This is a genomic window from Streptomyces sp. NBC_01217, assembly GCF_035994185.1.
Classification (GTDB): Bacteria; Actinomycetota; Actinomycetes; order Streptomycetales; family Streptomycetaceae; genus Streptomyces.
In genome coordinates, this window is sequence record NZ_CP108538.1 from 5,434,251 (window position 1) to 5,459,501 (window position 25,251).

Consider the following 25,251-nt stretch of genomic DNA (forward strand, 5'->3'; position numbering starts at 1 on the left):
CTGTGGTAACCCCTGGGCACCCGCCCGGGAATCTTTGACTGTTACGTATTCGTCGATCCTCAAGACCGTCACCTCTACGCAATGCGCGGGGGTCGCAGGAGGCACCGTGCTCACCGCGTTCGCCCGGGCGTTCAAGACGCCCGACCTGCGCAAGAAGCTGTTCTTCACGCTCGGCATCATCGTGCTCTACCGGCTCGGGGCGCACATCCCGGTACCGGGAGTGAGCTACGAGAACGTCCAGACCTGTGTTGACCAGGCCAGCAAGGGCAACAACAGCCTCTTCGGCCTGGTGAACATGTTCAGCGGTGGTGCACTGCTGCAGATCACGATCTTCGCGCTCGGCATCATGCCGTACATCACGGCCAGCATCATTCTTCAGCTGCTGACCGTGGTGATTCCCCGACTCGAGGCCCTCAAGAAGGAGGGGCAGTCCGGCCAGGCCAAGATCACGCAGTACACGCGTTATCTGACCGTCGCGCTCGCCATCCTCCAGGGCACCGGCCTGGTGGCCACCGCCACCAGCGGCGCCCTCTTCAGCGGTTGCCCGGTCGCCGACCAGATCGTGCCGAACCAGTCGATCTTCACCACCATCGTGATGGTGGTCACGATGACCGCGGGCACCGCGGCCGTCATGTGGCTCGGTGAGCTCATCACCGACCGTGGCATCGGCAACGGCATGTCGATCCTGATGTTCATCTCGATCGCCGCCAGCTTCCCCGGCGCCCTGTGGGCCATCAAGACCAGCGGCAAGCTGGCCGACGGCTGGATCGAGTTCGGCACCGTCATCCTGATCGGCTTCGTGATGGTGGGCCTCGTCGTCTTCGTCGAGCAGGCCCAGCGCCGAATCCCGGTGCAGTACGCGAAGCGCATGATCGGCCGCAGGTCGTACGGCGGTACCTCGACGTACATCCCGCTGAAGGTCAATCAGGCGGGTGTGATTCCGGTCATCTTCGCTTCTTCGCTGCTCTACATCCCTGCTTTGATCGTCCAGTTCTCCAACTCGACCGCCGGCTGGGCGACCTGGATCAAGGACAACTTCGTCAAGGGCGACCACCCGTACTACATCACGACGTACTTCCTCTTGATCGTCTTCTTCGCCTTCTTCTATGTGGCGATCTCGTTCAACCCCGAGGAAGTCGCCGACAACATGAAGAAGTATGGTGGCTTCATCCCGGGTATCCGGGCGGGTCGACCTACTGCCGAGTATCTGAGCTACGTGCTCAACAGGATCACTTGGCCGGGCTCGCTGTACCTGGGTCTGATCGCTCTGGTGCCGACGATGGCGTTGGCAGGCTTCGGTGGTGCTAACCAGAACTTCCCGTTCGGCGGGACGAGCATCCTCATCATCGTGGGTGTGGGTCTGGAGACCGTGAAGCAGATCGAGAGTCAGCTCCAGCAGCGCAATTACGAAGGGTTCCTCCGCTGATGCGAATCGTCCTCGTCGGGCCGCCCGGTGCCGGCAAGGGAACGCAGGCTGCGTACCTTGCCCAGAACCTGTCGATTCCACAGATCTCCACGGGCGACCTCTTCCGCGCCAACATCAGCCAGGGCACCGACCTTGGCAAGCAGGCCCGCGCCTTCATGGACGCAGGTCAGCTGGTGCCGGACGAGGTCACCATCGGGATGGCCAAGGACCGCATGTCCCAGCCGGACGCCGAGAACGGCTTCCTGCTGGACGGCTTCCCGCGCAACGTGGGTCAGGCCGAGGCTCTTGACGCCATGCTCAAGGACGAGGGCACCAAGCTGGACGCGGTCCTGGACCTGGAGGTCCCCGAGGACGAGGTGGTCAAGCGCATCGCCGGCCGCCGGATCTGCCGGAACAACGGCTCGCACGTCTTCCACGTGACGTACAACCCGCCGAAGGCCGAGGGCGTCTGCGACACCTGCGGCGGCGAGCTGTACCAGCGCGACGACGACACCGAGGACACGGTTCGTACCCGGCTGGAGGTCTACCACACGCAGACCGAGCCGATCATCGACTACTACAGGGCCCAGAACCTGGTGGTCACCATCTCCGCGCTCGGCAAGGTCACCGATGTGACCGAGCGGGCGATGGAGGCTCTCAAGTCCGACAAGGGCTGAGAGAGAATCTTCGCAGTACGTGTGCAGTCGGCCGCGGCGTCCATGGGCGCCGCGGCCGACTGTTTGCGCCGTATCGTTGGTACGGCCGCATCCGTCACCGTTCGATGCAGTCCGATGCAGAGAGGCGCCGCGCAATGGTGCAGATCAAGACCCCCGAGCAGATCGCGAAGATGCGTGAGGCGGGGCTGGTGGTCGCTGCCATTCACGCGGCCACCCGCGAGGCGGCGGTCCCCGGCGCCACCACGCTGGACCTGGACCAGGTCGCCCGCAAGGTGATCGCCGAGCACGGAGCGAAGTCGAACTTCCTCGGGTACGGCGGGTTCCCCGCGACCATCTGCACCTCGGTCAACGAGGTCGTCGTCCACGGCATCCCGGACGACAAGACCGTCCTCAAGGACGGCGACATCATCTCCATCGACGCCGGCGCGATCGTCGACGGCTGGCACGGCGACGCCGCGTACACCGCGTTCGTCGGCACCGGTCACGCTCCGGAGCTGATCGAGCTCTCCCGGGTGACCGAGGAGTCCATGTGGGCCGGGATCGCCGCGATGAAGGTGAACAACCGCCTCGTCGACATCTCGAAGGCGATCGAGTCCTACATCCGCCGCCAGCCCCGCCCCGCCACCGGCAAGTACGGAATCATCGAGGACTACGGCGGCCACGGCATCGGCACCGAGATGCACATGGACCCGCATCTGCTGAACTATGTCGCGCGCAAGCGCGGCAAGGGCATCAAGCTGGTGCCCGGCGTCTGCCTGGCCATCGAGCCGATGGTCTCGCTCGGTACGCCGCAGACCGAGGTGCTCCAGGACGACTGGACCGTGATCACGACGGACGGCACCTGGTCCTCCCACTGGGAGCACTCGATCGCCCTCACCGAACAGGGCCCCCTGGTCCTGACCGCCCCCGACTGCGGCAAGGCGAAGCTGGCCCAGTACGGCATCGAGGCGGCCCCGGACCCGCTGGGCTGATTTGGCCCCCTTTTGGAGGTCTAAGGATCTCCGCAGGTGGGCAAACTTGACGGATTCGTCTTTTGGGGTCCGCTGACGTAGACTGACTCGTCGGCTCTCGTGCATCCGTGTGTCCGCATACGGAGTGGAGAGTCGATCAAGGTAGCCGATTCGAAAGGCGAAGCGTGGCCAAGAAGCAAGGTGCCATCGAAATTGAGGGCACCGTGATCGAGTCCCTCCCGAACGCCATGTTCAAGGTGGAACTCCAGAACGGTCACAAGGTCCTCGCGCACATCTCCGGCAAGATGCGGATGCACTACATCCGAATCCTCCCGGACGACCGGGTCGTGGTGGAGCTCTCCCCGTACGACCTGACGCGTGGCCGGATCGTCTACCGCTACAAGTAGATCTTGCCCGCACCCCGCTTCTGCGTGGTGGTGGCACTGACCCGGAGAACCTGACATCCCATGAAGGTCAAGCCGAGCGTCAAGAAGATCTGCGACAAGTGCAAGGTGATCCGCCGCCACGGTCGGGTCATGGTCATCTGCGACAACCTGCGCCACAAGCAGCGCCAGGGCTGACGTACGACCCCCTGCCTCTCGCAGCACTTCGCGCGACGCACGTAAAACGTACATACGCAGTGTCCGTCCAAGCTTCGGCTGACGACACCTCCGGCGGGGGCCGGGGACCCGGGCGTACCACCTCTCGTCACGAGAGGTCGGCGGTCGGGAGTGGCACTGCGGAAGACCCCCGAAATAACAACTGGAGCCATTGAATGGCACGCGTTTCAGGTGTTGACATCCCGCGCGAAAAGCGCGTGGAGGTTGCCCTCACCTACGTCTTCGGTATCGGGCGCACCCGGTCCAAGGAGATTCTCGCCACCACTGGCGTGAACCCGAACACCCGCGTTCGCGACCTGGCCGAAGAGGACCTGGTCAAGATCCGCGAGTACGTGGACGCCAACCTCCGCACCGAGGGTGACCTCCGTCGCGAGATCCAGGCCGACATCCGCCGCAAGGTCGAGATCGGCTGCTACCAGGGCCTGCGTCACCGCCGCGGCCTGCCGGTCCACGGCCAGCGCACCAGCACGAACGCTCGTACCCGCAAGGGCCCGCGTCGCGCGATCGCCGGCAAGAAGAAGCCGGGCAAGAAGTAGTCCTCAGCGGACGCACTGCGGTCGTCCGGATCACCGGTCACCCGCAGCAACCAGCGGTCTTCGCTGTAGGACCGATCACCTCCCCTCTCCATCTGGAGTCAAGACATGCCCCCCAAGGGTCGTCAGGGCGCAGCCAAGAAGGTGCGTCGCAAGGAAAAGAAGAACGTCGCTCACGGCCACGCGCACATCAAGAGCACGTTCAACAACACGATCGTCTCGATCACGGACCCCTCGGGCAACGTGATCTCCTGGGCCTCCGCCGGCCACGTCGGCTTCAAGGGCTCGCGCAAGTCCACCCCCTTCGCCGCGCAGATGGCCGCCGAGTCGGCCGCCCGTCGCGCGCAGGAGCACGGCATGCGCAAGGTTGACGTCTTCGTCAAGGGTCCGGGCTCCGGCCGCGAGACCGCGATCCGTTCGCTCCAGGCCACCGGCCTGGAGGTGGGTTCGATCCAGGACGTCACCCCCACCCCGCACAACGGATGCCGGCCGCCGAAGCGCCGCCGCGTCTGATTCCGTCTGAAGCAACGGAGACAACTGGAAAATGGCGCGATACACCGGGGCCGACTGCAAGCGTTGCCGTCGGGAGAAGCAGAAGCTGTTCCTCAAGGGCAGCAAGTGCGAGAGCGCGAAGTGCCCGATCGAGATCCGTCCTTACCCCCCGGGTGAGCACGGACGCGGGCGCACCAAGGACAGCGAGTACCTTCTTCAGCTTCGTGAGAAGCAGAAGTGCTCGCGGATCTACGGTGTTCTTGAACGACAGTTCGTGAACTACTACAAGGAAGCGAACCAGAAGACCGGCAAGACCGGTGAGAACCTTCTGCGCATCCTTGAGACCCGCCTCGACAACGTGGTCTACCGGGCAGGCTTCGCCAAGTCCCGGGACCACGCCCGTCAGCTGGTGCGTCACGGACACATTGCGGTGAACGGCACGAAGACCGACATCCCGTCGGCCCGCGTCGCCGTGAACGACGTGATCGAGGTTCGTCAGAAGTCCAAGGCCCTGACCCCCTTCCAGGTGGCCCAGGCCGAGGCCGGCGAGCGCACCGTACCGGCGTGGCTCGAAGCCGTGCCGTCGACGATGCGGATCCTCGTGCACTCCCTGCCCGAGCGCCAGGTGATCGACACCCAGGTGCAGGAGCAGCTGATCGTCGAGCTCTACTCCAAGTAGTAGCTCGTGGGTCCGGGCGGTACGGCTCCTTCGGGTCGTGCCGCCCGTACCCTTGTCAGTATCTGGGGGCGTCAAATAGTGGGCGCCCACGACTGAAGGAACGCAACATGCTTATCGCTCAGCGTCCGTCGCTGACCGAAGAGGTCGTTGACGAGTTCCGCTCCCGGTTCGTCATCGAGCCGCTGGAGCCGGGCTTCGGCTACACCCTCGGCAACTCTCTTCGCCGTACGCTCCTCTCCTCGATCCCCGGCGCTGCTGTCACCAGCATCCGGATCGACGGTGTCCTGCACGAGTTCACCACCGTGCCGGGCGTCAAGGAGGACGTCACCGACCTCATCCTCAACATCAAGCAGCTGGTCGTCTCCTCGGAGCACGACGAGCCGGTCGTGATGTACCTGCGCAAGCAGGGCCCCGGCCTGGTCACGGCTGCTGACATCGCCCCGCCGGCCGGTGTCGAGGTCCACAACCCGGACCTGGTCCTGGCCACGCTGAACGGCAAGGGCAAGCTGGAGATGGAGCTGACCGTCGAGCGCGGTCGCGGCTACGTCTCCGCCGTGCAGAACAAGCAGGTGGGCCAGGAGATCGGCCGTATCCCGGTCGACTCCATCTACTCGCCGGTGCTCAAGGTCACCTACAAGGTCGAGGCGACCCGTGTCGAGCAGCGCACCGACTTCGACAAGCTGATCGTCGACGTCGAGACCAAGCAGGCCATGCGTCCGCGTGACGCCATGGCTTCGGCCGGTAAGACCCTGGTCGAGCTGTTCGGTCTGGCGCGCGAGCTCAACATCGACGCCGAGGGCATCGACATGGGCCCGTCCCCGACGGACGCCGCGCTCGCTGCCGATCTGGCGCTGCCGATCGAGGAGCTGGAGCTCACGGTCCGTTCGTACAACTGCCTCAAGCGCGAGGGCATCCACTCCGTGGGTGAGCTCGTGGCTCGTTCCGAGGCCGACCTGCTCGACATCCGCAACTTCGGTGCGAAGTCGATCGACGAGGTCAAGGCGAAGCTGGCCGGTATGGGCCTTGCGCTCAAGGACAGCCCGCCCGGATTCGACCCGACGGCCGCGGCCGACGCGTTCGGCGCGGATGACGACGCGGATGCCGGGTTCGTGGAGACCGAGCAGTACTGATTCGCCTCCGGCCGGGGTGCCCGGGATTTGCGGGTGCCCCGGACCGGGGTGAGGACTCTTTGTCCTGAATCTCTCCCATGGCCTGAGGGTCATGGGGGGCGCTCGACGGGCTTGATCCTGCCCGTCGGCTCTTGATCTTCCGTGTGGCGTCCGCCGCACGGGAACTGACACCGGTACCTGATACGGCCGGTGCAGCACACAAGGAGAAAAACCATGCCGAAGCCCGCCAAGGGTGCCCGTCTGGGCGGCAGCGCTGCGCACGAGAAGCTTCTTCTCATCAACCTCGCGAAGTCGCTGTTCGAGCACGGCCGCATCACCACGACCGAGGCCAAGGCCCGCCGCCTGCGTCCGGTCGCCGAGCGTTTCATCACCAAGGCGAAGAAGGGCGACATCCACAACCGTCGCCTGGTGCTGCAGTCGATCACGGACAAGGGCATCGTGCACACGCTCTTCACCGAGATCGCCCCGCGGTACGAGAACCGCCCCGGTGGTTACACCCGCATCACCAAGATCGGCAACCGTCGTGGCGACAACGCCCCGATGGCGGTCATCGAGCTGGTCGAGGCGCTGACCGTGGCCCAGCAGGCCACCGGTGAGGCCGAGGCCGCGACCAAGCGTGCGGTCAAGGAAGACGCCCTCAAGAAGGAAGAGGCCCCGGCCGAGTCCGCCGAGGTCGTCGAGGACGCCAAGCCGGTCGAGGCCGAGGCGCCCGCCGCGGAAGCCAAGGACGCCTGAGCGTTCTGAGACCACTGGACGGGCCCGCATCACCCTTTGGGGCGGTGCGGGCCCGTTCCGTATGTACCGGCAGAAAAGGACATCCTTCGGTGAGTGACGAAGTAGAGCCCGGCTTCGTACGGGTGCGGCTGGACCTGGCGTACGACGGCAAGGACTTCTCCGGCTGGGCCAAGCAGACCGCCAGGCGGACCGTCCAGGGGGAGATCGAGGACGCGCTGCGGACCGTGACGCGGTCCTCGCGTACGTACGACCTGACGGTCGCCGGGCGCACGGACGCCGGGGTGCACGCCCGGGGTCAGGTCGCCCACGTCGATCTGCCGGACGAGGTGTGGGCCGAGCACTCGGAGAAGCTGCTGCGGCGGATGGCCGGGCGGATGGCGCCCGATGTACGGATCTGGCGGATCGCCGAGGCTCCGGCCGGGTTCAACGCCCGGTTCTCGGCGCTGTGGCGTCGCTACGCGTACCGCGTCGCCGACCGTCCCGGCGGGGTGGATCCGCTGGTACGTGGTCATGTGCTGTGGCACGACCGGCCGTTGGACGTCGACGCCATGAACGAGGCTGCGGCGCGGATGGTCGGGGAGCACGACTTCGCCGCGTACTGCAAGAAGCGCGAGGGCGCGACGACCATCCGTACGCTGCAGAAGCTGAGTTGGGTACGTGACGAGGCGTCGGGGATCCTGACGGCGACCGTGCAGGCCGACGCGTTCTGCCACAACATGGTGCGGGCGCTGATCGGCGCGGCGCTGTTCGTCGGGGATGGGCGCCGACCGGCCGCGTGGCCCGCGCAGGTGCTGGCGGCACGGGTGCGGGACCCCGGGGTGCATGTGGTGCGGCCCCATGGGCTGACTCTGGAGGAAGTGGCGTACCCGGCCGATGAGTTGCTGGCCGCCCGCTCCAAGGAGGCGCGCAATGTGCGGACGCTTCCCGGTGACGGTTGCTGCTGAGGGGCGAGGGGGCCTCGCTCACTCCGCGGCGGCCGTCGCCCCTCCGGGCGCCCGGCGGCGCTGTCGCCAGGCCCTCGTCAGCCGGCCCGCCGTGAACAGGGCCGCGAGCGTGGGCAGTGTCGCGCGGAGCGGGCTGACGTCCGGGGCCTTCCAGCCGTAGAACGCGGCCGTCGTGAACAGCAGCAGGCCCAGGGCGCGCAGCAGCCACCAGTGCGTCGGGCGGGTCTCGGGGCTGTCCGGGGGTGAGGGGTGTTCGCCGTCCTGGGTGGTCATCGTGGAGCGCATGCCGGCCAGCAGGCCGCGGCGGGTGAGGACCCGGGCGCCGGGGAGGGCGTCGAGAACCTCCGGGCGGTCGCCGAAGCCCGCAGGGAGCGGGGGCAGGGACAGGGCCGCCAGGAGGTCGGACTGGTGGCGGGGCGGGTTGCCCGTGGAGCGGAGGATGTGGATCAGCGGGCGGGGGTCCGGGAGAACGAAGGCGCGGGACAGGGCCTCGGCGGTGGCGGTCACCGCGGTGTGGTCCGGGGCGGGGGACGTGGCGTTCCACTCGTGGGTGGCCAGGGGCCTGCCCTTGAGGAACAGGGTGAGCCCGCAGCGTTCGGGCGTGCGGCGCAGGACCAGCGTGGGCCACTTCTCGCCCGTGGTGAAGTTGTCGGCCGCCGTGGTCAGCGGGTCCTCCGTGGTCAGGACCGAGCGCTTGGCGGGCCGGGTCTCCGGGACAGCCTCGACGTAGGTGTGCGTGGCGGTCGCCGGGGCGGTGCGGAGGGAGACGCCGCACATCAGTGCCGCCTGCGCCACGTCCGCCGGGCGGGCCGCCGCTATCGCGACCGCGCACGGTGCGCCCGGTGTCCAGGCGGGGGTGAGGGCTGGGGCGGTACGGGACTGCGGGGGACGGGCGAAGAACGGGGTCCGTGTCGCCACGTGGATGCGGATGCCCGAGCGGGTCTCCAGGAACTCCTGGCGCGGGTCGTCGCCGAAGTGCGCCCAGGGGTACTTGGTGGCATGGACGCCGATGCTGCGGAAGGCCTCCAGCGCTTCGTCCCAGCGCCCGGTGCGCAGCAGCATCAGTGCCAGGTGGTTACGGAAGCCTGCCGCTTCGTGGCTGCCCGGTTCGTACGCGGCCGAGAGGTCCCGGGCGCGGGTGACCGCGGCCGCGACGCGGGGCTCGTACGGGTCGGCGCCGGCCGGGGTGTTGGAGGAGGGGGACAGGACCACGTACTCCAGCGCCGCGAACAGCGGCAGTGCGTGCAGTTTCGAACCGGGCGGGGCCGCGTCGGCCGCGCTCTCGGCGAAGGCGAACATCTCCTCGTGCGAGCCGTACCACTTCGCGCACAGGTACTGGAGGGCCGCGGCGTGGCATCCGTAGTGGTGCGGGTCGCGGGCCAGGGCCTGTGACCAGTACTCCTCGAAGACATCGCGCGGGGCCTGGCCGCCCCTGGCGTGGGTCAGCGCGATGCGCCACGGCACCGGGTCGGCGGGGTTGAGATCGGCTGCCCTGCCGATCAGCGGCGCCGCGTCCTCCAGCAGGGCGAAGAAGGCCTGGAACTGGTCGCGCGAGACATGCCTGGCGCGTTCCGCCGTACGTATCTCCCAGGCCCGGTCGATACAGAGGTCCGCCCGGACCAGGGCCGCGTCCGGGTCCTCGGGCGATTCGGTCAGCCAGGCGTCCAGCCAGCCGGGGTTGTGCAGGGCGGCCTCGGCGAGACGGGACACGTATCCGTCCCTCAGTTCCCACTGGGTGTGCTCGCGGGTCGCGGCGAGCAGCTCGCGGGCGGGGCCGTGGTCGCCCTCGGCGGCCGAGGTCAGGGCGGTACGGAGCGCGGTGTCGGGGGCGTCGACGACCACGGCCTCGTCCGGCGGCAGGTCGGCGCCGATGGACGCGCTGTGGCGCAGTACACGGGGAAGGGTGAGGAGGAACGGAAGGCGCACGAGATCCCCCGGCCGGGTCAGCCGGCGGGTGCGGTGGCCGCCGCCGACGCCTGGAGATCACCGCGGTAGCGGATCTGACGGAACGTGAAGTTCGTCAGGTCGTCACCGGCGGCGAAGGCGTTCCTGTCGCCCTTGGTGACGTTCTTTCCGCTGGTGAACCCGGTGATGGCGAAATAGGCGTAACGGCCGTAGGAGTTGGCTGTACGGCGGCAGACCGATCCGGTGGGGCAGAAGGCCGGCACACCCGAGCCGCTCAGGGTGGCGATGCTGCCGCTGGCCTGCTGGGCCGCCTTCTTGGCCTGCGCCTCCGTCTCGAAGACCGCGAGGCCGACGGTGACGGCGACGCCGTCCTTGCTGTACGTGGCCCGGATGACCTGGTCACAGCCGTTGTTGACGAGGATCGAGCCGAGCGCGCCCTTGGTGGTCGCGGCGCAGTTCCTCGTCTGCTGTGTCGCGCCCTTGACGTAGACGCGGTCGCCCATGGTGAGCTTCTTGCCGGGGAAGAACGCGGCGACGGTGATCGGCGCCTTGTCCTTCTTGACGTCGGATATGTAGTCCTTCGGGTCCGGCGGGGGCGGCGGTGCCACCGAGGAGAAGGACGGCTCGGGCTCGGCGGTGTCGTCCGGGAGGTCGGTCGGTGCCGGCAGCTCGCTCGCGTTCTTGCCGGAGCCGGTGGAGTGGCTGTTGTTGTTCGTCGAGATGACCGCGGTCGCCACGATCGCGCCGACCGCCGCGGTGGCGAGCACGCCGCCGCCGATCAGCAGCCATTTCTTGCGGCGGCCGCGCGCGGCGGACTCTTCGGCCAGCGCTGCCCAGTCCGGAGTCTGTGTGCCCCCGGGCCCCCAGGAGGGCCCCCCTTGCCCAAAGCTCATGCGGCGAATCCTAGACGGAACGTAAACCGGTTGGGCCAGGGCTTCGCGGGCCGTGACAATGCTGTGCATGGGACATCTTGAAGCGGGCCATCTGGAGTACTACCTACCGGACGGGCGGGTGCTGCTCGGCGATGCTTCGTTCCGGGTCGCGGACGGGGCCGTGGTCGCCCTCGTGGGGGCGAACGGCGCCGGGAAGACCACATTGCTGAGGCTGCTCGCCGGGGAGCTCCAGCCGCACGGCGGCTCCGTGTCGGTGAGCGGCGGGCTCGGGGTGATGCAGCAGTTCGTGGGCTCCGTGCGCGACGAGCGCACGGTCCGGGATCTGCTGGTCTCGGTGGCCCAGCCCCGTATCCGGGAGGCGGCGCTGGCGGTCGACGGGGCCGAGGAGCTGATCCTCACGGTCGACGACGAGGCCGCGCAGATGAAGTACGCGCAGGCGCTGAGCGACTGGGCGGAGGCCCGCGGGTACGAGGCCGAGACGGTGTGGGACATGTGCACCATGGCCGCGCTCGGTGTCCCGTACGAGAAGGCGCAGTGGCGCGAGGTGCGCACGCTGTCCGGCGGCGAGCAGAAGCGGCTGGTGCTGGAGGCGCTGCTGCGCGGTCCCGACGAGGTGCTGCTGCTCGACGAGCCGGACAACTATCTCGACGTGCCCGGAAAGCGGTGGCTGGAGGAGAAGCTGAAGGAGACCCGTAAGACGGTCCTCTTCGTCTCCCACGACCGGGAGCTGCTGTCCCGGGCCGCCGAGAAGATCGTCAGCGTCGAGCCGAGCCCGGCGGGCAGCGACGTGTGGGTGCACGGCGCCGGTTTCGATACGTACCACCAGGCTCGCAAGGACCGGTTCGCCCGGTTCGAGGAGCTGCTGCGGCGCTGGGAGGAGGAGCACGCCCGGCTGAAGGCGCTGGTCCACCGGCTGCGGCAGCAGGCGGCGATCAGCCCCGACATGGCGTCCCGCTACCGGGCGATGCAGACCCGCTTCAAGAAGTTCGAGGACGCGGGACCTCCGCCCGAGCCGCCGCGCGAGCAGGACATCAAGATGCGGCTGCGCGGCGGGCGGACCGGTGTGCGGGCGGTGACCTGCAAGGGGCTCGAACTGACCGGGCTGATGAAACCCTTCGACCTGGAGATCTTCTACGGGGAGCGGGTCGCCGTCCTCGGCTCGAACGGGTCGGGCAAGTCGCACTTCCTGCGGCTGCTGGCCGGGGAGCCGGTCGCGCACACGGGTGAGTGGAAGCTCGGCGCGCGGGTCGTGCCCGGACACTTCGCCCAGACGCACGCCCATCCGGAACTGATGGGGAACACGCTCGTCGAGATCCTGTGGACGGAGCACGCCAAGGACCGGGGCGGGGCGATGTCCGTACTGCGCCGGTACGAGCTGGAGCGACAGGGCGACCAGCCGTTCGAGAAGCTGTCCGGCGGGCAGCAGGCGCGGTTCCAGATCCTGCTCCTGGAGCTGGCGGGGACCACGGCGCTGCTGCTGGACGAGCCGACGGACAACCTGGACCTGGAGTCGGCCGAGGCGCTGCAGGACGGTCTTGAGGCGTACGACGGCACGGTGATGGCCGTCACGCACGACCGCTGGTTCGCGAAGTCCTTCGACCGGTACCTGGTGTTCGGTTCGGACGGCGTCGTACGCGAGACGACGGAGCCGGTGTGGGACGAGCGGAGGGTGGAACGGGCGCGGTAGTGGGGGTGTGCGCGGCGGGGTGCTCATGTGGTGATCACCCGTCCGGGTGATCACTCCGGGAAGGGCGGACAGGTCCGACGCGGCGTTCATAGCGTGACGGCATGGTCAGCTCATCACACGAGGCGATGCACCGGATCTTCCAGGAGGATCCCGGAGTCTTCGCGCGGACCTTCCGCACGCTGGGGCTTCCCTTTCCGGAACCCGTCGCGGTGTCCCTCATGCCCACCGATCTCACCGAGATCCAGCCGCTCGAAAGACGGGTGGACACCCTGCTGCGGATCGACGCGGCCGAGGGCGACAGCTATCTGCTGGCGGTGGAGGCACAAGGCAAGAAGGACCGGGCGAAACCGGGCAGCTGGGCGTACTACGTGGCCCACCTCTACGCGAAGTACCGGCTCCCTCCGCTGCTCCTGGTGACATGCCAGGACAGGACCACGGCCGAGTGGGCGGCGCGGACGGTGGACATCGGCCCCACGGCATGGCCGACGCTTTCGCTCCGCCCGCTGGTGCTGGGGCCGCACAACGTGCCGGTCGTGACCGACCCGGACGAGGCCGCCAGGGACATTCCCCTCGCCACGCTCTCGGCCGTCACGCATGGTAAGGATCCAAACGCCGGTGCCATACTGAAGGCGCTGGCTGCCGCGCTGCAGACCGTTGACGACGACACCGCGATGATCTTCGCCGAACTCACCGAACTCGGCCTGGGCTCCGCTCCGGCCGCACAGATCTGGAGGGATCTGATGTCTGTCGACCTCTCTTTCTTCCGCTCGGAGACGTCCGAGCGACTGCGGTCCGAGGGGCGCGCCGAGGGGCGCGCCGAGGATATTTTGCGGATTTTGTCCAAGCGGGGTGTCGTGGTGTCGGAGCAGGTGCGGGAGCGGATCGTCTCGTGTGGTGATCTGGATGTGCTGAGCGACTGGTTCGACCGGTCGCTGGTCGTCGAGGTTGCCGAGGAGCTGTTCGCGGTGGCCGGGGACTGACTTCGGGGCGGTCGGGAGACGGGTTTCCGGGGTGACCGGAAGCCAGGCGTGGCAGCGGGGCCGGGGCTGTTTTGACCCGTCCCGGTCGGTGCGGGTACTGTCAGGGGTTGTTATACGTATCGGCTTCGTCGTTCTCACGCGAAGAGCCCTTACGTAGGTTCTCTGGAGCAGTTACCAGTGGCTCGCATACGGACAGTGTTCCCGGCATTGTGGGCCCCAGCTGCATGATCGCTTCAGGGGTGCCATGTGTCTGGACCTCATCCACTGAAGAAGCGAAGGCTACGAAGTGCGTACGTACAGCCCCAAGCCCGGCGATGTGACGCGCCAGTGGCACATCATTGACGCGCAGGACATCGTCCTGGGTCGTCTGGCCACCACGGCTGCGAACCTCCTCCGCGGCAAGCACAAGGCGATTTACGCCCCCCACATGGACATGGGCGACTTCGTCATCATCATCAACGCCGAGAAGGTTCACCTCTCCGGCAACAAGAAGACCCAGAAGATGGCGTACCGCCACTCCGGGTTCCCGGGTGGTCTCCGCTCCGTCCGTTACGACGAGCTGCTCGCCAAGAGCCCCGAGAAGGCTGTCGAGAAGGCCATCAAGGGCATGATCCCCAAGAACAGCCTGGGCCGTCAGATGCTCTCGAAGCTCAAGGTCTACGCGGGCGACCAGCACCCGCACGCTGCTCAGCAGCCGGTCCCGTTCGAGATCACCCAGGTCGCGCAGTAGTTCCGGCCTCCCCCCAAGACCAAAAGAAAGATCTGAGGAGAATCGTGGCCGAGACCACTGTTGAGAACCCCGTCGAGGGCACCGAGGGCGAAGAGGTTTTCGCTGAGGTGACCACCTTCGAGTCCGAGGTTCCCGTCGAGGGCGAGTACACCAGCGAGTCGCTGGCCTCCCGCTTCGGCGACCCGCAGCCTGCCGCCGGCCTTGGCCGTCGGAAGAACGCCATCGCCCGCGTCCGGATCGTTCCGGGCACCGGCAAGTGGAAGATCAACGGTCGCACCCTTGAGGACTACTTCCCCAACAAGGTGCACCAGCAGGAAGTCAACGAGCCCTTCAAGGTGCTCGAGCTCGACAACCGCTACGACGTCATCGCCCGCATCTCGGGTGGCGGCGTCTCGGGTCAGGCCGGCGCCCTGCGCCTCGGCGTCGCCCGCGCGCTGAACGAGGCGGACGTGGACAACAACCGCGCCCCGCTGAAGAAGGCCGGCTTCCTCTCCCGCGACGACCGTGCGGTCGAGCGCAAGAAGGCCGGTCTCAAGAAGGCCCGTAAGGCCCCGCAGTACAGCAAGCGCTAAACCGCCTGCTCATCTGCTTTACACGTTCGCCCCGGCGGCACACCTCGTGCTTGCCGGGGCGTTCGTCTATCGGCACCCCCGGGCGTATAACGGCATAAGGCGTTCATGCGCTTTGGTTTGTTTTGTTTTGCGGTTTCGGAGCATCTTCGGAGGACACCAGTGGGACGACTCTTCGGCACGGACGGTGTGCGCGGTGTCGCCAATGCGGATCTGACGGCTGAGCTTGCGCTCGGTCTCTCGGTCGCTGCGGCGCATGTGCTTGCCGAGGCGGGCACCTTTGAGGGGCATCGGCCGACAGCCGTGGTGGGGCGTGACCCACGTGCGTCCGGAGAGTTCCTGGAGGCCGCCATCGTGGCCGGTCTCGCGAGCGCGGGCGTGGACGTCCTGCGGGTCGGTGTGCTGCCCACCCCCGCGGTGGCGTACCTCACCGGTGCGCTGGGCGCCGACCTCGGCGTGATGCTCTCCGCCAGCCACAACGCCATGCCGGACAACGGTGTCAAGTTCTTCGCCCGTGGCGGTCACAAGCTCGCCGACGAGCTGGAGGACCGGATCGAGACGGTCTACGAGCAGCACCGCACCGGTGAGCCCTGGGAGCGCCCGACCGGTGCCGGTGTAGGGCGCGTCACCGAGTACGCGGAGGGCTTCGACCGGTACGTCGGCCACCTCATCACCGTCCTCCCGAACCGTCTCGACGGCGTGAAGGTCGTCCTCGACGAGGCACACGGCGCGGCCTCCCGGGTCTCGCCCGAGGCCTTCACCCGGGCGGGCGCCGAGGTCGTCACGATCGGTGCCGAGCCGGACGGCCTGAACATCAACGACGGCTGCGGCTCCACCCACCTGGAGCTCCTGAAGGCCGCCGTCGTCGAGCACGGCGCCGACCTCGGCATCGCGCACGACGGCGACGCCGACCGCTGCCTCGCCGTGGACGCCGCGGGCGAGGAGGTCGACGGCGACCAGATCCTGGCCGTCCTCGCCCTCGCCATGCGCGAGGCCGGGCAGCTGCGCAAGGACACCGTGGTCGGCACGGTCATGTCCAACCTCGGCTTCAAGATCGCGATGGAGCGCGAGGGCATCCAGCTCGTCCAGACCGCCGTCGGCGACCGTTACGTACTGGAGTCGATGAAGGCCGAGGGCTACGCTCTGGGCGGCGAGCAGTCCGGCCACGTCATCGTCCTGGACCACGCCACGACCGGCGACGGCACGCTGACGGGCCTGCTGCTGGCGGCCCGGGTCGCCGCCACCGGCCGTACGCTCGCCGAGCTGGCCGGTGTCATGCAGCGGCTGCCGCAGCTGCTGATCAACGTCCGTGACGTCGACAAGTCCCGCGTCGGGTCCTCCCCGGAGCTGGCCGCCGCGGTCGCCGAGGCCGAGCGCGAGCTGGGTTCCACCGGGCGCGTGCTGCTGCGCCAGTCGGGCACGGAGCCGCTGGTACGCGTCATGGTCGAGGCGGCCGACATCGACCAGGCACGGGCAGTCGCCGGCCGGCTGGCCGACGTGGTGAAGTCCGCGCTCGGGTAGCCCTGCCCGGCGTGGCCGCAACGGTCACGGGTTGTCCGTGTCACTCGCCGGACGGGCTCGCAACGTAGTCCGTCCGGCGGCGGTGTGCTGCCCACAGGGCCTTCTGGACCAGCAGGGTCAGGGTTCCCGCGGCCACGATTCCGCCGAGGTTCGCCAGCAGCTGGGTCGTGGAGCCCGACATCTGGCTGTAGTCGCTGTAGCTGAACGCCACCGCCGCGTTGGCCGCCGCCGGTACGGTCGTCACCGAGATGGCGACCCCGATCAGCGCCCCGGACTTCGCCGAGGTGAGCGACAGCGTCCCGGCGGTGCCGGCCAGGAACGCCACCACGAACGACATCGCGTCCGGCTTCCAGATGAACGCCGTGTTGGGCCGGGCCGCCTCGATCATCGAGCGGTTGAACAGCCCGAAGGCGTCCATCAGCCAGGCGAAGCCGACCGTCAGCACCATCGCGACGGCGAAACCGCCGATCAACGCCACCAGCGACCGCCACACCAGGCGCGGGGCGCGCTGCACCAGGGCCGTGGAGATCCCGGCCAGCGGTCCGAACTCCGGGCCGACCGCCATCGCGCCCACGATCAGGATCGCGTTGTCGAGCATCACACCGCAGGCGGCGAGCATCGTCGCGACCGCGAGGAACGCCACATAGGTGACGCTGAACGTCGACTCCTCGTGGGTGGCGTCCGTCAGCTCCTCCCACAGCACCGCGTCCGCACCCTCGCCCGGCGCCTCCGCCTCGGCCCGGTCGGCGTGCGCGGAGAGCGTCAGGTCCATGTTCTCGACGGTGATCGAACCGGACTTGTCGATGTCGAGCCTGCGCAGCGCGCTGATCAGCCCGTCGCCCGCCTCGCGGGCCACATCGCACAGCACCAGGTCACCGGCCGGGCTGCGGGCGGCCCCGGGCATCACCACGAGATGGGTCGTACCGACGGTGCTCTCCACCAGGTGCACCACCTCGCCCGTGCGGTAGGCGGGGACGATCAGGCGCAGATGCAGCACGCGGCCACTCCCAGAAGGTGTCGAAGGCTCAGAGCTTGCGCAGGGACAGCCGCTGGACCTTGTGGTCCGGGCCCTTGCGCAGCACCAGGGTGGCACGGCCCCGGGTGGGCGCGACATTCTCCACCAGATTGGGCTCGTTGATGGTCCGCCACATCGTCGCCGCGTACTCCATGGCCTCCTCCTCGGAGACCTGGGTGTACTTGCGGAAGTACGAGAACGGGTTCTGGAACGCGGTCTCGCGCAGCTTGCGGAAGCGGTTGAGGTACCAGGTCTCGATGTCCTCGGCCCGCGCGTCCACGTACACACTGAAGTCGAAGTAGTCGGCGAGCCCGACCCTGGTACGGCCGTCCTTGCCGGGCAGCGCGGGCTGCAGCACGTTGAGGCCCTCGACGATCAGGATGTCGGGGCGGCGTACCGTCAGCCGCTCGCCCGGCACGATGTCGTAGATCAGGTGCGAGTAGACGGGCGCCGTCACCTCGTCCTTGCCGGCCTTGATGTCGGCGACGAAACGGGTCAGCGCCCGCCGGTCGTACGACTCGGGGAACCCCTTGCGCGACATCAGCCCGCGCGCCCGGAGCTCCTTCATCGGCAGCAGGAACCCGTCGGTGGTCACCAGCTCGACGCGCGGATGCTCGGGCCAGCGGGCCAGCAGCGCCTGGAGGATGCGGGCACTGGTCGACTTGCCGACCGCGACGCTGCCCGCGACCCCTATGACGAACGGGGTTCCGCGCTGCGCTCCGTGCCCGTTGCCCGCGTCCCCGAGAAAGGTGTTCAGGGCGCCGCGCAGGCCCGAGGTGGCCTGGACGTAGAGGTTGAGGAGCCGCGAGAGCGGCAGGTAGACGTCCCGTACCTCGTCGAGGTCGATGACGTCCCCGAGCCCGCGCAGCTGCTCCACCTCGGCGGCGGTCAGCGGCAGCGGAGTCTTGTCGCGCAGGGCGCTCCACTCGGCGCGGGACAGGTCGACGTACGGCGTCGACGCGTGCTCGGTGCGTCGGTGGGTGCTCCGTGGCGGCGAAGTGATCACGTGTTCATTGTTGCGGGAGTTTTGACGGAGTGGGGGGTGGGGTCGGTCACGTGAGGAGACGAAAGGGCTCGTTCCGGGCCTGCCGGCCATGGCTGTGTGCCCACTTTTCTGAGTACAGGGCAGGGCCGGTGTCCGCACCCCTGTGGCGGACATCGGCCCGGGGCGTGGCCCGCGCGGCGTCAGGGCTTGTCGCCCTTGGCATCGACGACGGCAGCCTCGACGCGGGCTTCGCTCATCACGATCTGCCCGGCCCTGAACTCCTGCGCCGGGATCTTCGTCCTGCCCGCGGGGATTCGGTACGTGTAGTCCTTGGTGACGACGAAGCGCATTCCGGCGTAGCCGAAGTCCTGCGGGTCGAGGAGGATCTCCCGCTGCTCGTGCCTGCCGTCCTCCTTCCGGGTGATGGCGATGGCCTCGCGTCCGGCGGCGTCCTTCACCAGGTGATCGGTGACGTGGATCCCGGGGACGGTGGCCAGGGCCCGGTAGATCCGGGCGAGGGCGTCCGGTGCGATCGGGTACGCCTCGACCATCAGCCCCATCGCGCGGAAGCTTTGCTGGGCCCGCCCCTCCGGCGGGCTCTCCTCGGTGTGGCCCGTCGGGTAGAACGAGCGGACCTTGTCCAGCAGTTGTGCGGGGTCGTCGGGCAGCTCATCGGCGGCCCGGTAGATCTGGCGGGACGTGCGGTAGTCGTCGTCCTTGCCGTTCTGGGCCGCGGCGGAGTTGTCGTACGGAACCCAGCTGTCGGGTTCGTAGGAGAAGCGGACACGGCCCGAGGTCTCCGGCTGGGCCATCACCGTCCTGGTGTAGATCCACTGGTCGTCGCGCGGCTCCGGGGCCGCCTCCCGCTCCTCCAGTGCGTCGGCGGCCCGGTTCAGCACCTCGGCCGCGCTGTCCAGCCGCAGGTCTCCCGCGCTCGAAGCGGGTCCGGAGCGGGCGGGGGCGGCGGCGTCGACGATCTGGGTGCCGAGGACGGCCGCCACGGTGATCGCCGCGGCCGCGCCGATCGAGGCGATCCGCCAGTCGGCCCTCAGCCGGCGCGCACGGCGGCCCGATGCGGCGGCCTCGGTGAGCCGCAGCCGGCCCGGGGCCAGGGCGGAACGGTCGGGAACGGGGGCGTCCGCGCGCAGCTCGCGCAGCTGGGTCATTTCGTCCATGACGGAGTCAGCTCCATGACGTCGGGCGTGAACGAGGGGTCCATATGGAGCGCCTCACGGACCTTGCGGCGGGCACGGTTGAGCCGGGACCGTACGGTGCCGAGCGGGATGCCCAGTGCCTCGGCGACCTCCTGGTACCCGAGGTCGGCCCAGGCGACGAGCAGCAGCACATGGCGGTCGCCCGGCGAGAGCGAGGCGAGCGCCCCGGCCAGCGGCGCCTGCGCGGCGATCCGGTCGTCGCAGCGGTCGCTCCAGGACGCGGCGACCGGGTCCTGACCGGTACGGGCCAGCGCCCGCAGCCCGCGTTCCTCGCTGCGCCGGTGCTTGCCGATGAGGTTGGCGGCGATGCCGTACAGCCAGGGGCGGGCGTTGCGGTGCGTGCTCTCGTAACGGCGCCGGGAGCGGAAGGCGATGAGAAACGTCTCCGCCGTGATGTCGTCCGCAGCGCCCTCCCCGAGGCGGCGGGCGGCATACCGGTGGATGTCCGGGGCGTGGCAGTCGTAGAGCCCGGCGAAGACCTCGGGGTGCTCCAGCGACTGCGCGACGACCTCGGCATCGTCCTCGGGGCCGGCTGGTGGTCCGGTCACATCGGCTCCTGGGGGCTCGGTGGGTGAGCGTGTCACCCCTTGTTGCCCGCAGGGCCCGGAAAGGTTCACAGGGTCACGGAGTGCCGCCCGGCACTTCCCCCCCCCCACGGGGTACCGGGCGGCACGCGGCGGTCAGCCGCCCCGCTTGTCGCGGCTCCTGCGCAGCGCGATGAACAGGGCCAGCGGCGGGATGATCAGCAGCCAGATCAGGATGATCGTGACCGCGTCCGGGTCCGGCTCCTTCAGCTCCATGACCATGGCCACCGTGGCGATCAGGCCCCAGATCGTCGTCGCGAAGCCGGACAGCTGGATGAGGACGCTCCGGAGTAGCCGCCCCACCAGCCGCGCGCCCTTGGACTGCGGTCTGCCACTCGGGCGGCTGTCCCGCCGCTGGGGGCGAGGGATGCGGTCCGGGTCGCGTTGCGGCATGTGGACCACCGCCGAGGACGGTACGCCCGCGTCGATCACGGCCAGGCGGCTCGGCGTGAGGTCCTTGTACAGCGTGGGCTCGACGCGGACCTGGAAACCGTCGTGCCCCGTGAGGTGACGGCCGCCGTCCGGGTGGACGAGCAGGGCCGCGCAGTCCTCGTACCGGACGACGACCGGGCCGGAGCGGGTGGTCAGGGACACCGCCACGGGAGACACCGTCAACAGGACGGAGTCGTCCTCAAGCGAACGGTGCCGGCTGCCCGCGCTCGTATCGGTCCGGGTGGACCATTGGGGGGCCTCGGTGAAACCGGCCCAGTCGGCGCCCCGGCCGGGGACCTGGAGCAGCGCCGTGGAGTGCAGCTCGCGGGCGACCTCGCGCAGGTCGTCGAGGGTGACGGCGGCGATCTCGGCCCGGTGCTCATCGGGGCTGAGGTTGCGGTGCCCGGTCAGCAGGTTCAGGGCGTACGAGGGCAGCCGGGACGCGCCGACGTCCGGGGCGTCGTACTGCTTGAGGAACTTGGCGCGGGCCGAGTCGAGTTCGGACTGCTCGATGGTGCCGGCCCGCAGACGGGCCAGGGTGTCGACGAAGCCGCCGACCACCGCGCCGTGCTTCTTCGGGAGCGCGTCGGCGAAGGCGGTGACGGTCGCGAAGTCGTTGTCGCGTGGGGTGTACCCGGCGTCGGCGGTGTACGAGTAGCCGCCCTTTTGGCGCAGGTCCGCGAAGAGCGCACGGCTGAGCACCTCGGTGAAGAGCGACGCGGCCGTCGAGCGCCGGACTATGCCGTCCAGGACGACGCCGCCGCTGTCGCCCGTGATGTACGCGGGCGTGATGGGGAGCGCCGACGTCGGGGCGGGCAGCGGCTGTGGCGTGCCTGCCGGGAGGGCGAGGTCCAGGCCGTCCGGCACGGTTTCGGCGGTGATCCACAGCACGGCGTTGTCACGGGTGAAGCGGGTGCGCGCCCAGTCGCGTACGGCGTCGGCCGTCAGATGCCAGGTGCCGAGCTCGCTGTAGCTGCCGAGCCCGTAGCCCTGGGCGCCGTAACGCCACAGCGGGAGCTGGTGGTTGGGGCCGGTGCTGCGGCCCGCCGCCTCGGTGCGCAGGATCTCGCGCTCGGTCTCCAGCCGCTCCATCGGCAGGTCGCGCAGGGCCGCGCAGACACCGTTGAGGTAGGTGGTGACCTCCTCCGGCGTGCCGGTGACGTGGAAGAGCGTGTACGTGGCGGCGGTGGCGCCGTTGTAGTGCAGGTCGGACACGCCGTGGCGGTGCAGCGCGAGGTGTTCGACGAGGTGGGTGATGCCGGTGGTGGCGAGGGTCTCGTCGGCGACTCCGACGCGGAAGAAGAGACCCGCGGTGACCGGCCCGGGAGCCGCGGCCAGCACCGTACGGATGCCGTCGACCTCGGTCTCACGGATGTGCGGGTCGAGGGCCGCGGCGGCTCTGTGCTCGGTGGATTCCTGGGACATCGGCTCAGCCCTTCGACAGTGCGGTCTTGCGGTGCTTGAGGAACTGGACCTCTTTGTCACCGACGTAATCCCAGGGCGATGCGGTGGCCTTGTTGCCGAGGGTGCGGAAGAACGGCGCGGCTTCGCCGTGGTGGCCGCCCAGGCTCAGCGCCCCGGCGAAGTCGTTGTGGTCGCCGACCCAGTGGAAGCCGGGCCGGTAGTCGGGGTGCTGTACGGAGAGGGCGGCGGCGGCCAGGATGTCGTCCCGGACCCGGGTCGAGCGCAGGTAGTCGCTGTGGCGGTCCTCGACGCTGTCCAGCCAGCGCTCCAGGTGCAGCTCGGCGATGAGCCGGCCCGCGTGGCTGCCCGGGGGCGCCGACTCCAGACAGGCGCGGGCGAACCCCTCCGCCTCCTCCCAGCTGCCGCCCCACTTCGGGCACAGCTGCTGGAGCAGCAGGGTCTGCCCGTAGATGTGGTGCGGGTGGTGCTCGGCCAGCCGGTCGTAACGCCGCCGCGCCTCGCTCTGCCCGAGTTCGAGCCCTCGCGCGGTGGTCAGACGGGTCGCCCAGGCCAGTGCGTACGTGGGGTGCTCGGCGCACACGTCGATGAGCAGCTTCTCCGCGCGCCGCAGCCACTCGTGGAACTGCCGGAACTGGTCCTGCGAGACGTGTTCTGCGCGATAGGAGCTGCGGATGTCCCAGCCGACGCCGATGTACCGGATGGCCAGGAGGGTCCGGGCAAGTGCGGACCCGGGGTGCTCGGCGACGGTTCGCTCCAGGAAGCGCTCACAGGAGCTGAGGTCGTAGAGGACGCCCGATGCGATCGCCCGGTCGTCCTCATGGTCGAGGAAGTCGAAGTACGCCTCGACGGACGGCCAGTCGTCGTTGCGTACGGCCGCCCGGAGATCGGCGAGCGAGGGGATGTTGACGCACGGGTCGAACTCCGCGCGTATCGGGGGAGCGGTGGGAGACATGACAGTCCTCGGAGCGGAGGGAGGAGGAGGGGGAGGGAGGAGGAGGGGGACGCGAGGGGGACCGGAAGCTCGGCTTCCAGTCCCCCCGTGGCGCGGTGTGCGCGGACCGCGCCGGGCTCAGTAGGTCACGGCGGCGACTTCGCTCGCGCCCGACTCGGTGCCGTCCTCGTAGAGGACCGAGACGCGGTAGTACACCGTGGTGGCGGCCGGCTGGGTGGGGTCCCAGAAGCGGTCGCTGGAGCCGTCCCCGGGCTTGCCGCCGATCAGGTCGAATTGCTTCGTCTGCGGGTTCCAGCGGCGGACGAGGAGGGCGGAGACCTTGCTGCCGTTCTCGTTCTCGATGCTGGTGAGGCCCCAGAAGATCCGGCCGCCGCTGTCCGCGCTGAGGTAGCTGAACGGGGCACCGGTCGCGGGCGGGGCGGTCGGGCGGAGGTCCAGCGCGGTGACGTCGGTGACGGTCGCGCCGGTGTCCGGGGCGAGCCGGTTGCCGTACTGGTCGACGGCGACGACGGCGTAGCGCGCCTGCTGTCCGTCGGCCGGCACCATGTCGTGGAACGTCGTCTCCGTGATCTCCCGGGGCCGCAGGGTCCAGGGGTCCTGCACGGGGGTGTACGTCCACTGCCCGTCGGTGGCGAGGGTGCCGCGCAGCACGCGGTAGTGGTCGAAGCCGGGCTCGCCGCTCGCGTCCCAGGAGAGGGTGACGCCGTTCTCCTTCGGGGTGGCGGTCACGCCGCTGACCGCTGCGGGGGCGGTTGTGTTGCCCACAACGTCGACGACGACCTCACCGGACGGGGTGCCCCCGTTTCCTTCGTGGTCCAGGGCGACCACCCGGTAGGTGTACGTGACGCCGGGCGGCGGGGCGGCGTCGGTGAAGGTGGTGCCCTTCACCCCCTTGCCGACCTCCTCGCGGACGGTCCCGGTGGCCGACCGGGCATACCGGATGACCAGGTACCCGGCGAAGTCGGCACTGGTGTGCTCGGAGGCGTCCCAGGTCAGCGTGACACCTGCCTCGCTCTCCGCGCCCCGCGCGTTGAGGGCGGTGTCCACCGGGCCCGTCAGGTCGTCGGTGTAGTACTCCGCTGTGCCGGATGCTGCCGACTCGTGGCCGTGCGTGTCGACGGCGGTGACGACGTAGTAGTAGATGTCGCCGGTCTGCGGCAGGGGACCGGTGTAACCGCCTCCCGACAACGTGTCGCCGGTCAGCCGGTTCTCGGGGGTGAGGGCGACCGGGGTGGACGTCGAGCGGTACACGTGGTACCCGGCGAGGTCGGATTCCGTATTGCTGTCCCAGTAGAGGGTGATCTTGGTCGGGTAGCCCATGGCCCAGTTGTCCTCGACGCCCTTCGGGGCGGCGGGGGCGGTCCGGTCGACAGTGGTGATGCCGAGGTCGGCGGTGCCCGAGGAGGTGTTGCCGGCCTTGTCGTAGGCGCGGACCTCGTAGTAGTAGACGTAGCCGTCCTTCGGGACGGTCGTGTCGGTGTACGAGGTGGACGTCGTCGTCGCGATCGGCTTCGAGGGGTAGGAGGCGCCCTTCAGCCGCCGGTACACGCGGTACCCGGCGAGGTCCATCTCCTTGTTCTTGCCCCAGCTGACCTTCGTGGACGTGGTCGCCGTGCTGTAGGTGACGGTGGTCCCGGCCGGGACGAGCGGCTTGACCTTGTCTACGGTCGCCGAAGTGCGGGGAGCGTACGCGAACTTGACGTTGGCGGCGCCGGTCCAGTTGACGAAATCGACGCGGAGACTGTGCTTGCCCGAGGGGATGGTCACGTTGACCGTCTTGGAGACGGTGGTGGAGACGTTCTTCCACACGTCGACCTTGCGGGCGCCGTCGAGGTAGACGCGGATGCCGTCGCGGGAGGAGGCGGTGAAGGTGAAGGGCCCGCCGGAGCCGAAGTCGCGGGTCATGGCCCAGCGGACGCCGAAGTTGTTGGCGGGCATGCCCTTGTAGCCGGGTGCGCCGGTGCCCCAGTTCTGGTCGATCGCGGAGTCGCAGTCCGTGCCCTTGGGGGTCCCGGAGAAGGTGGTGTTCGCGTAGAACGTCCGCTTGAAGACAGGCGATGCGCAGGTCACGGCGGCGGAGGCGGGGGCGGCGGCCACGGTGAGCAGGCCGCCCGCGGTGGCGAGCACGACGGCGGCGGCCGTGGCGACCGTCGTGCCTCTGGGTCGGTTCATGCGTTCCTTCGGTCTTGATCGT

The 25,251-nt window shown here is 69.0% G+C and carries 25 protein-coding genes; 16 read left to right on the forward strand and 9 right to left on the reverse strand.

The window, feature by feature from the left end:
* Window positions 1-106: 106 nt before the first annotated feature.
* From secY to truA, 11 genes are all read left to right on the forward strand, one after another.
* Window positions 107-1,426, forward strand: coding sequence for a preprotein translocase subunit SecY (gene secY, locus OG507_RS24445; RefSeq protein WP_327369313.1), 1,320 nt, complete (start codon window positions 107-109; stop codon window positions 1,424-1,426).
* On the forward strand, window positions 1,426-2,082 hold the full coding sequence (locus OG507_RS24450) for an adenylate kinase (protein WP_327369314.1): 657 nt from the start codon (window positions 1,426-1,428) through the stop codon (window positions 2,080-2,082). The genes secY and OG507_RS24450 overlap by 1 nt, the downstream gene beginning before the upstream one ends.
* Before the next feature lie 134 nt (window positions 2,083-2,216).
* Window positions 2,217-3,053 (forward strand): type I methionyl aminopeptidase, encoded by an 837-nt coding sequence (gene map / locus OG507_RS24455; protein WP_327369315.1) that lies wholly within the window; start codon window positions 2,217-2,219, stop codon window positions 3,051-3,053.
* 164 nt (window positions 3,054-3,217) lie between these two features.
* On the forward strand, window positions 3,218-3,439 hold the full coding sequence (infA, locus tag OG507_RS24460; RefSeq protein ID WP_003956442.1) for a translation initiation factor IF-1: 222 nt from the start codon (window positions 3,218-3,220) through the stop codon (window positions 3,437-3,439).
* A gap of 60 nt (window positions 3,440-3,499) precedes the next feature.
* Window positions 3,500-3,613 carry a 50S ribosomal protein L36 gene (rpmJ, locus tag OG507_RS24465; protein WP_003956441.1) on the forward strand — a complete coding sequence of 38 codons (114 nt, stop codon included), beginning with the start codon at window positions 3,500-3,502 and terminating at the stop codon, window positions 3,611-3,613.
* 194 nt (window positions 3,614-3,807) lie between these two features.
* Window positions 3,808-4,188: a 30S ribosomal protein S13 gene (gene rpsM, locus OG507_RS24470; protein WP_018519286.1), complete on the forward strand. Its 381-nt coding sequence runs from the start codon at window positions 3,808-3,810 to the stop codon at window positions 4,186-4,188.
* Between the two features lie 105 nt (window positions 4,189-4,293).
* Window positions 4,294-4,698, forward strand: coding sequence for a 30S ribosomal protein S11 (gene rpsK / locus OG507_RS24475; RefSeq protein WP_003956432.1), 405 nt, complete (start codon window positions 4,294-4,296; stop codon window positions 4,696-4,698).
* A gap of 31 nt (window positions 4,699-4,729) precedes the next feature.
* Complete coding sequence (gene rpsD / locus OG507_RS24480; RefSeq protein WP_093897256.1) at window positions 4,730-5,356, forward strand: 30S ribosomal protein S4; 627 nt, start codon at window positions 4,730-4,732, stop codon at window positions 5,354-5,356.
* Window positions 5,357-5,463: 107 nt separating this feature from the next.
* On the forward strand, window positions 5,464-6,486 hold the full coding sequence (locus tag OG507_RS24485) for a DNA-directed RNA polymerase subunit alpha (RefSeq protein WP_003966937.1): 1,023 nt from the start codon (window positions 5,464-5,466) through the stop codon (window positions 6,484-6,486).
* A 213-nt stretch (window positions 6,487-6,699) separates the two neighbouring features.
* Entirely contained in the window at window positions 6,700-7,221 is a 522-nt protein-coding gene (rplQ, locus tag OG507_RS24490; RefSeq protein ID WP_327369316.1) for a 50S ribosomal protein L17, read from the forward strand.
* Window positions 7,222-7,310: 89 nt separating this feature from the next.
* Window positions 7,311-8,165, forward strand: a complete 855-nt coding sequence (gene truA / locus OG507_RS24495) for a tRNA pseudouridine(38-40) synthase TruA (protein ID WP_327369317.1) — start codon at window positions 7,311-7,313, stop codon at window positions 8,163-8,165.
* Window positions 8,166-8,183: 18 nt separating this feature from the next.
* Here truA and OG507_RS24500 read toward each other — a convergent pair whose 3' ends face one another.
* Both OG507_RS24500 and OG507_RS24505 read right to left on the reverse strand, forming a co-directional pair.
* Entirely contained in the window at window positions 8,184-10,091 is a 1,908-nt protein-coding gene (locus OG507_RS24500; RefSeq protein ID WP_327369318.1) for a hypothetical protein, read from the reverse strand.
* A gap of 17 nt (window positions 10,092-10,108) precedes the next feature.
* Complete coding sequence (locus OG507_RS24505) at window positions 10,109-10,963, reverse strand: hypothetical protein (RefSeq protein WP_327369319.1); 855 nt, start codon at window positions 10,961-10,963, stop codon at window positions 10,109-10,111.
* Between the two features lie 58 nt (window positions 10,964-11,021).
* Between OG507_RS24505 and OG507_RS24510 the strand changes: the two genes are divergently transcribed.
* The 5 genes from OG507_RS24510 (at window position 11,022) to glmM (ending at window position 16,450) form a co-directional block, all read left to right on the forward strand.
* Entirely contained in the window at window positions 11,022-12,650 is a 1,629-nt protein-coding gene (locus OG507_RS24510) for an ABC-F family ATP-binding cassette domain-containing protein (RefSeq protein WP_327372070.1), read from the forward strand.
* Between the two features lie 101 nt (window positions 12,651-12,751).
* Complete coding sequence (locus OG507_RS24515; RefSeq protein WP_327369320.1) at window positions 12,752-13,630, forward strand: hypothetical protein; 879 nt, start codon at window positions 12,752-12,754, stop codon at window positions 13,628-13,630.
* A gap of 286 nt (window positions 13,631-13,916) precedes the next feature.
* Window positions 13,917-14,360, forward strand: a complete 444-nt coding sequence (gene rplM / locus OG507_RS24520) for a 50S ribosomal protein L13 (protein ID WP_072486702.1) — start codon at window positions 13,917-13,919, stop codon at window positions 14,358-14,360.
* 44 nt (window positions 14,361-14,404) lie between these two features.
* Window positions 14,405-14,932 carry a 30S ribosomal protein S9 gene (gene rpsI, locus OG507_RS24525; protein ID WP_030914197.1) on the forward strand — a complete coding sequence of 176 codons (528 nt, stop codon included), beginning with the start codon at window positions 14,405-14,407 and terminating at the stop codon, window positions 14,930-14,932.
* A gap of 159 nt (window positions 14,933-15,091) precedes the next feature.
* A complete protein-coding gene (gene glmM / locus OG507_RS24530; protein WP_327369321.1) occupies window positions 15,092-16,450 on the forward strand; it encodes a phosphoglucosamine mutase in 1,359 nt (452 codons plus the stop codon).
* 40 nt (window positions 16,451-16,490) lie between these two features.
* On the opposite strand, the gene OG507_RS24535 is transcribed toward glmM, so the two are convergent.
* The 7 genes from OG507_RS24535 to OG507_RS24565 all read right to left on the reverse strand — a co-directional run bounded on the left by OG507_RS24535 (window position 16,491) and on the right by OG507_RS24565 (window position 25,229).
* Window positions 16,491-17,447, reverse strand: coding sequence for a DUF389 domain-containing protein (locus OG507_RS24535; protein WP_327369322.1), 957 nt, complete (start codon window positions 17,445-17,447; stop codon window positions 16,491-16,493).
* A 28-nt stretch (window positions 17,448-17,475) separates the two neighbouring features.
* The gene (gene coaA, locus OG507_RS24540) at window positions 17,476-18,471 is read right to left on the reverse strand and encodes a type I pantothenate kinase (RefSeq protein WP_327369323.1); all 996 of its coding nucleotides are present in this window, start codon (window positions 18,469-18,471) and stop codon (window positions 17,476-17,478) included.
* A 179-nt stretch (window positions 18,472-18,650) separates the two neighbouring features.
* On the reverse strand, window positions 18,651-19,625 hold the full coding sequence (locus OG507_RS24545; RefSeq protein ID WP_327369324.1) for a CU044_5270 family protein: 975 nt from the start codon (window positions 19,623-19,625) through the stop codon (window positions 18,651-18,653).
* Window positions 19,613-20,248, reverse strand: a complete 636-nt coding sequence (locus OG507_RS24550) for an RNA polymerase sigma factor (protein ID WP_442811007.1) — start codon at window positions 20,246-20,248, stop codon at window positions 19,613-19,615. The genes OG507_RS24545 and OG507_RS24550 overlap by 13 nt, the downstream gene beginning before the upstream one ends.
* 96 nt (window positions 20,249-20,344) lie before the next feature.
* On the reverse strand, window positions 20,345-22,105 hold the full coding sequence (locus tag OG507_RS24555; RefSeq protein ID WP_327369326.1) for a M16 family metallopeptidase: 1,761 nt from the start codon (window positions 22,103-22,105) through the stop codon (window positions 20,345-20,347).
* 4 nt (window positions 22,106-22,109) lie between these two features.
* The gene (locus tag OG507_RS24560) at window positions 22,110-23,057 is read right to left on the reverse strand and encodes a hypothetical protein (RefSeq protein ID WP_327369327.1); all 948 of its coding nucleotides are present in this window, start codon (window positions 23,055-23,057) and stop codon (window positions 22,110-22,112) included.
* Window positions 23,058-23,174: 117 nt separating this feature from the next.
* Window positions 23,175-25,229, reverse strand: coding sequence for a PA14 domain-containing protein (locus OG507_RS24565; protein WP_327369328.1), 2,055 nt, complete (start codon window positions 25,227-25,229; stop codon window positions 23,175-23,177).
* Window positions 25,230-25,251 lie beyond the last annotated feature (22 nt).

What these genes read in the sequence shown, in the direction of transcription:
- OG507_RS24450 (WP_327369314.1), top strand. Translation starts at nt 1,426, where the DNA reads ATGCGAATCGTCCTCGTCGGGCCGCCCGGTGCCGGCAAGGGAACGCAG.
- OG507_RS24485 (WP_003966937.1), top strand. Translation starts at nt 5,464, where the DNA reads ATGCTTATCGCTCAGCGTCCGTCGCTGACCGAAGAGGTCGTTGACGAG.
- map (WP_327369315.1), top strand. Translation starts at nt 2,217, where the DNA reads ATGGTGCAGATCAAGACCCCCGAGCAGATCGCGAAGATGCGTGAGGCG.
- OG507_RS24565 (WP_327369328.1), bottom strand. Translation starts at nt 25,229, where the DNA reads ATGAACCGACCCAGAGGCACGACGGTCGCCACGGCCGCCGCCGTCGTG.
- OG507_RS24505 (WP_327369319.1), bottom strand. Translation starts at nt 10,963, where the DNA reads ATGAGCTTTGGGCAAGGGGGGCCCTCCTGGGGGCCCGGGGGCACACAG.
- rpsD (WP_093897256.1), top strand. Translation starts at nt 4,730, where the DNA reads ATGGCGCGATACACCGGGGCCGACTGCAAGCGTTGCCGTCGGGAGAAG.
- OG507_RS24545 (WP_327369324.1), bottom strand. Translation starts at nt 19,625, where the DNA reads ATGGACGAAATGACCCAGCTGCGCGAGCTGCGCGCGGACGCCCCCGTT.
- rpsM (WP_018519286.1), top strand. Translation starts at nt 3,808, where the DNA reads ATGGCACGCGTTTCAGGTGTTGACATCCCGCGCGAAAAGCGCGTGGAG.
- OG507_RS24560 (WP_327369327.1), bottom strand. Translation starts at nt 23,057, where the DNA reads ATGTCTCCCACCGCTCCCCCGATACGCGCGGAGTTCGACCCGTGCGTC.
- rpsK (WP_003956432.1), top strand. Translation starts at nt 4,294, where the DNA reads ATGCCCCCCAAGGGTCGTCAGGGCGCAGCCAAGAAGGTGCGTCGCAAG.
- OG507_RS24510 (WP_327372070.1), top strand. Translation starts at nt 11,022, where the DNA reads ATGCTGTGCATGGGACATCTTGAAGCGGGCCATCTGGAGTACTACCTA.
- OG507_RS24515 (WP_327369320.1), top strand. Translation starts at nt 12,752, where the DNA reads ATGGTCAGCTCATCACACGAGGCGATGCACCGGATCTTCCAGGAGGAT.
- rpmJ (WP_003956441.1), top strand. Translation starts at nt 3,500, where the DNA reads ATGAAGGTCAAGCCGAGCGTCAAGAAGATCTGCGACAAGTGCAAGGTG.
- OG507_RS24555 (WP_327369326.1), bottom strand. Translation starts at nt 22,105, where the DNA reads ATGTCCCAGGAATCCACCGAGCACAGAGCCGCCGCGGCCCTCGACCCG.
- rplQ (WP_327369316.1), top strand. Translation starts at nt 6,700, where the DNA reads ATGCCGAAGCCCGCCAAGGGTGCCCGTCTGGGCGGCAGCGCTGCGCAC.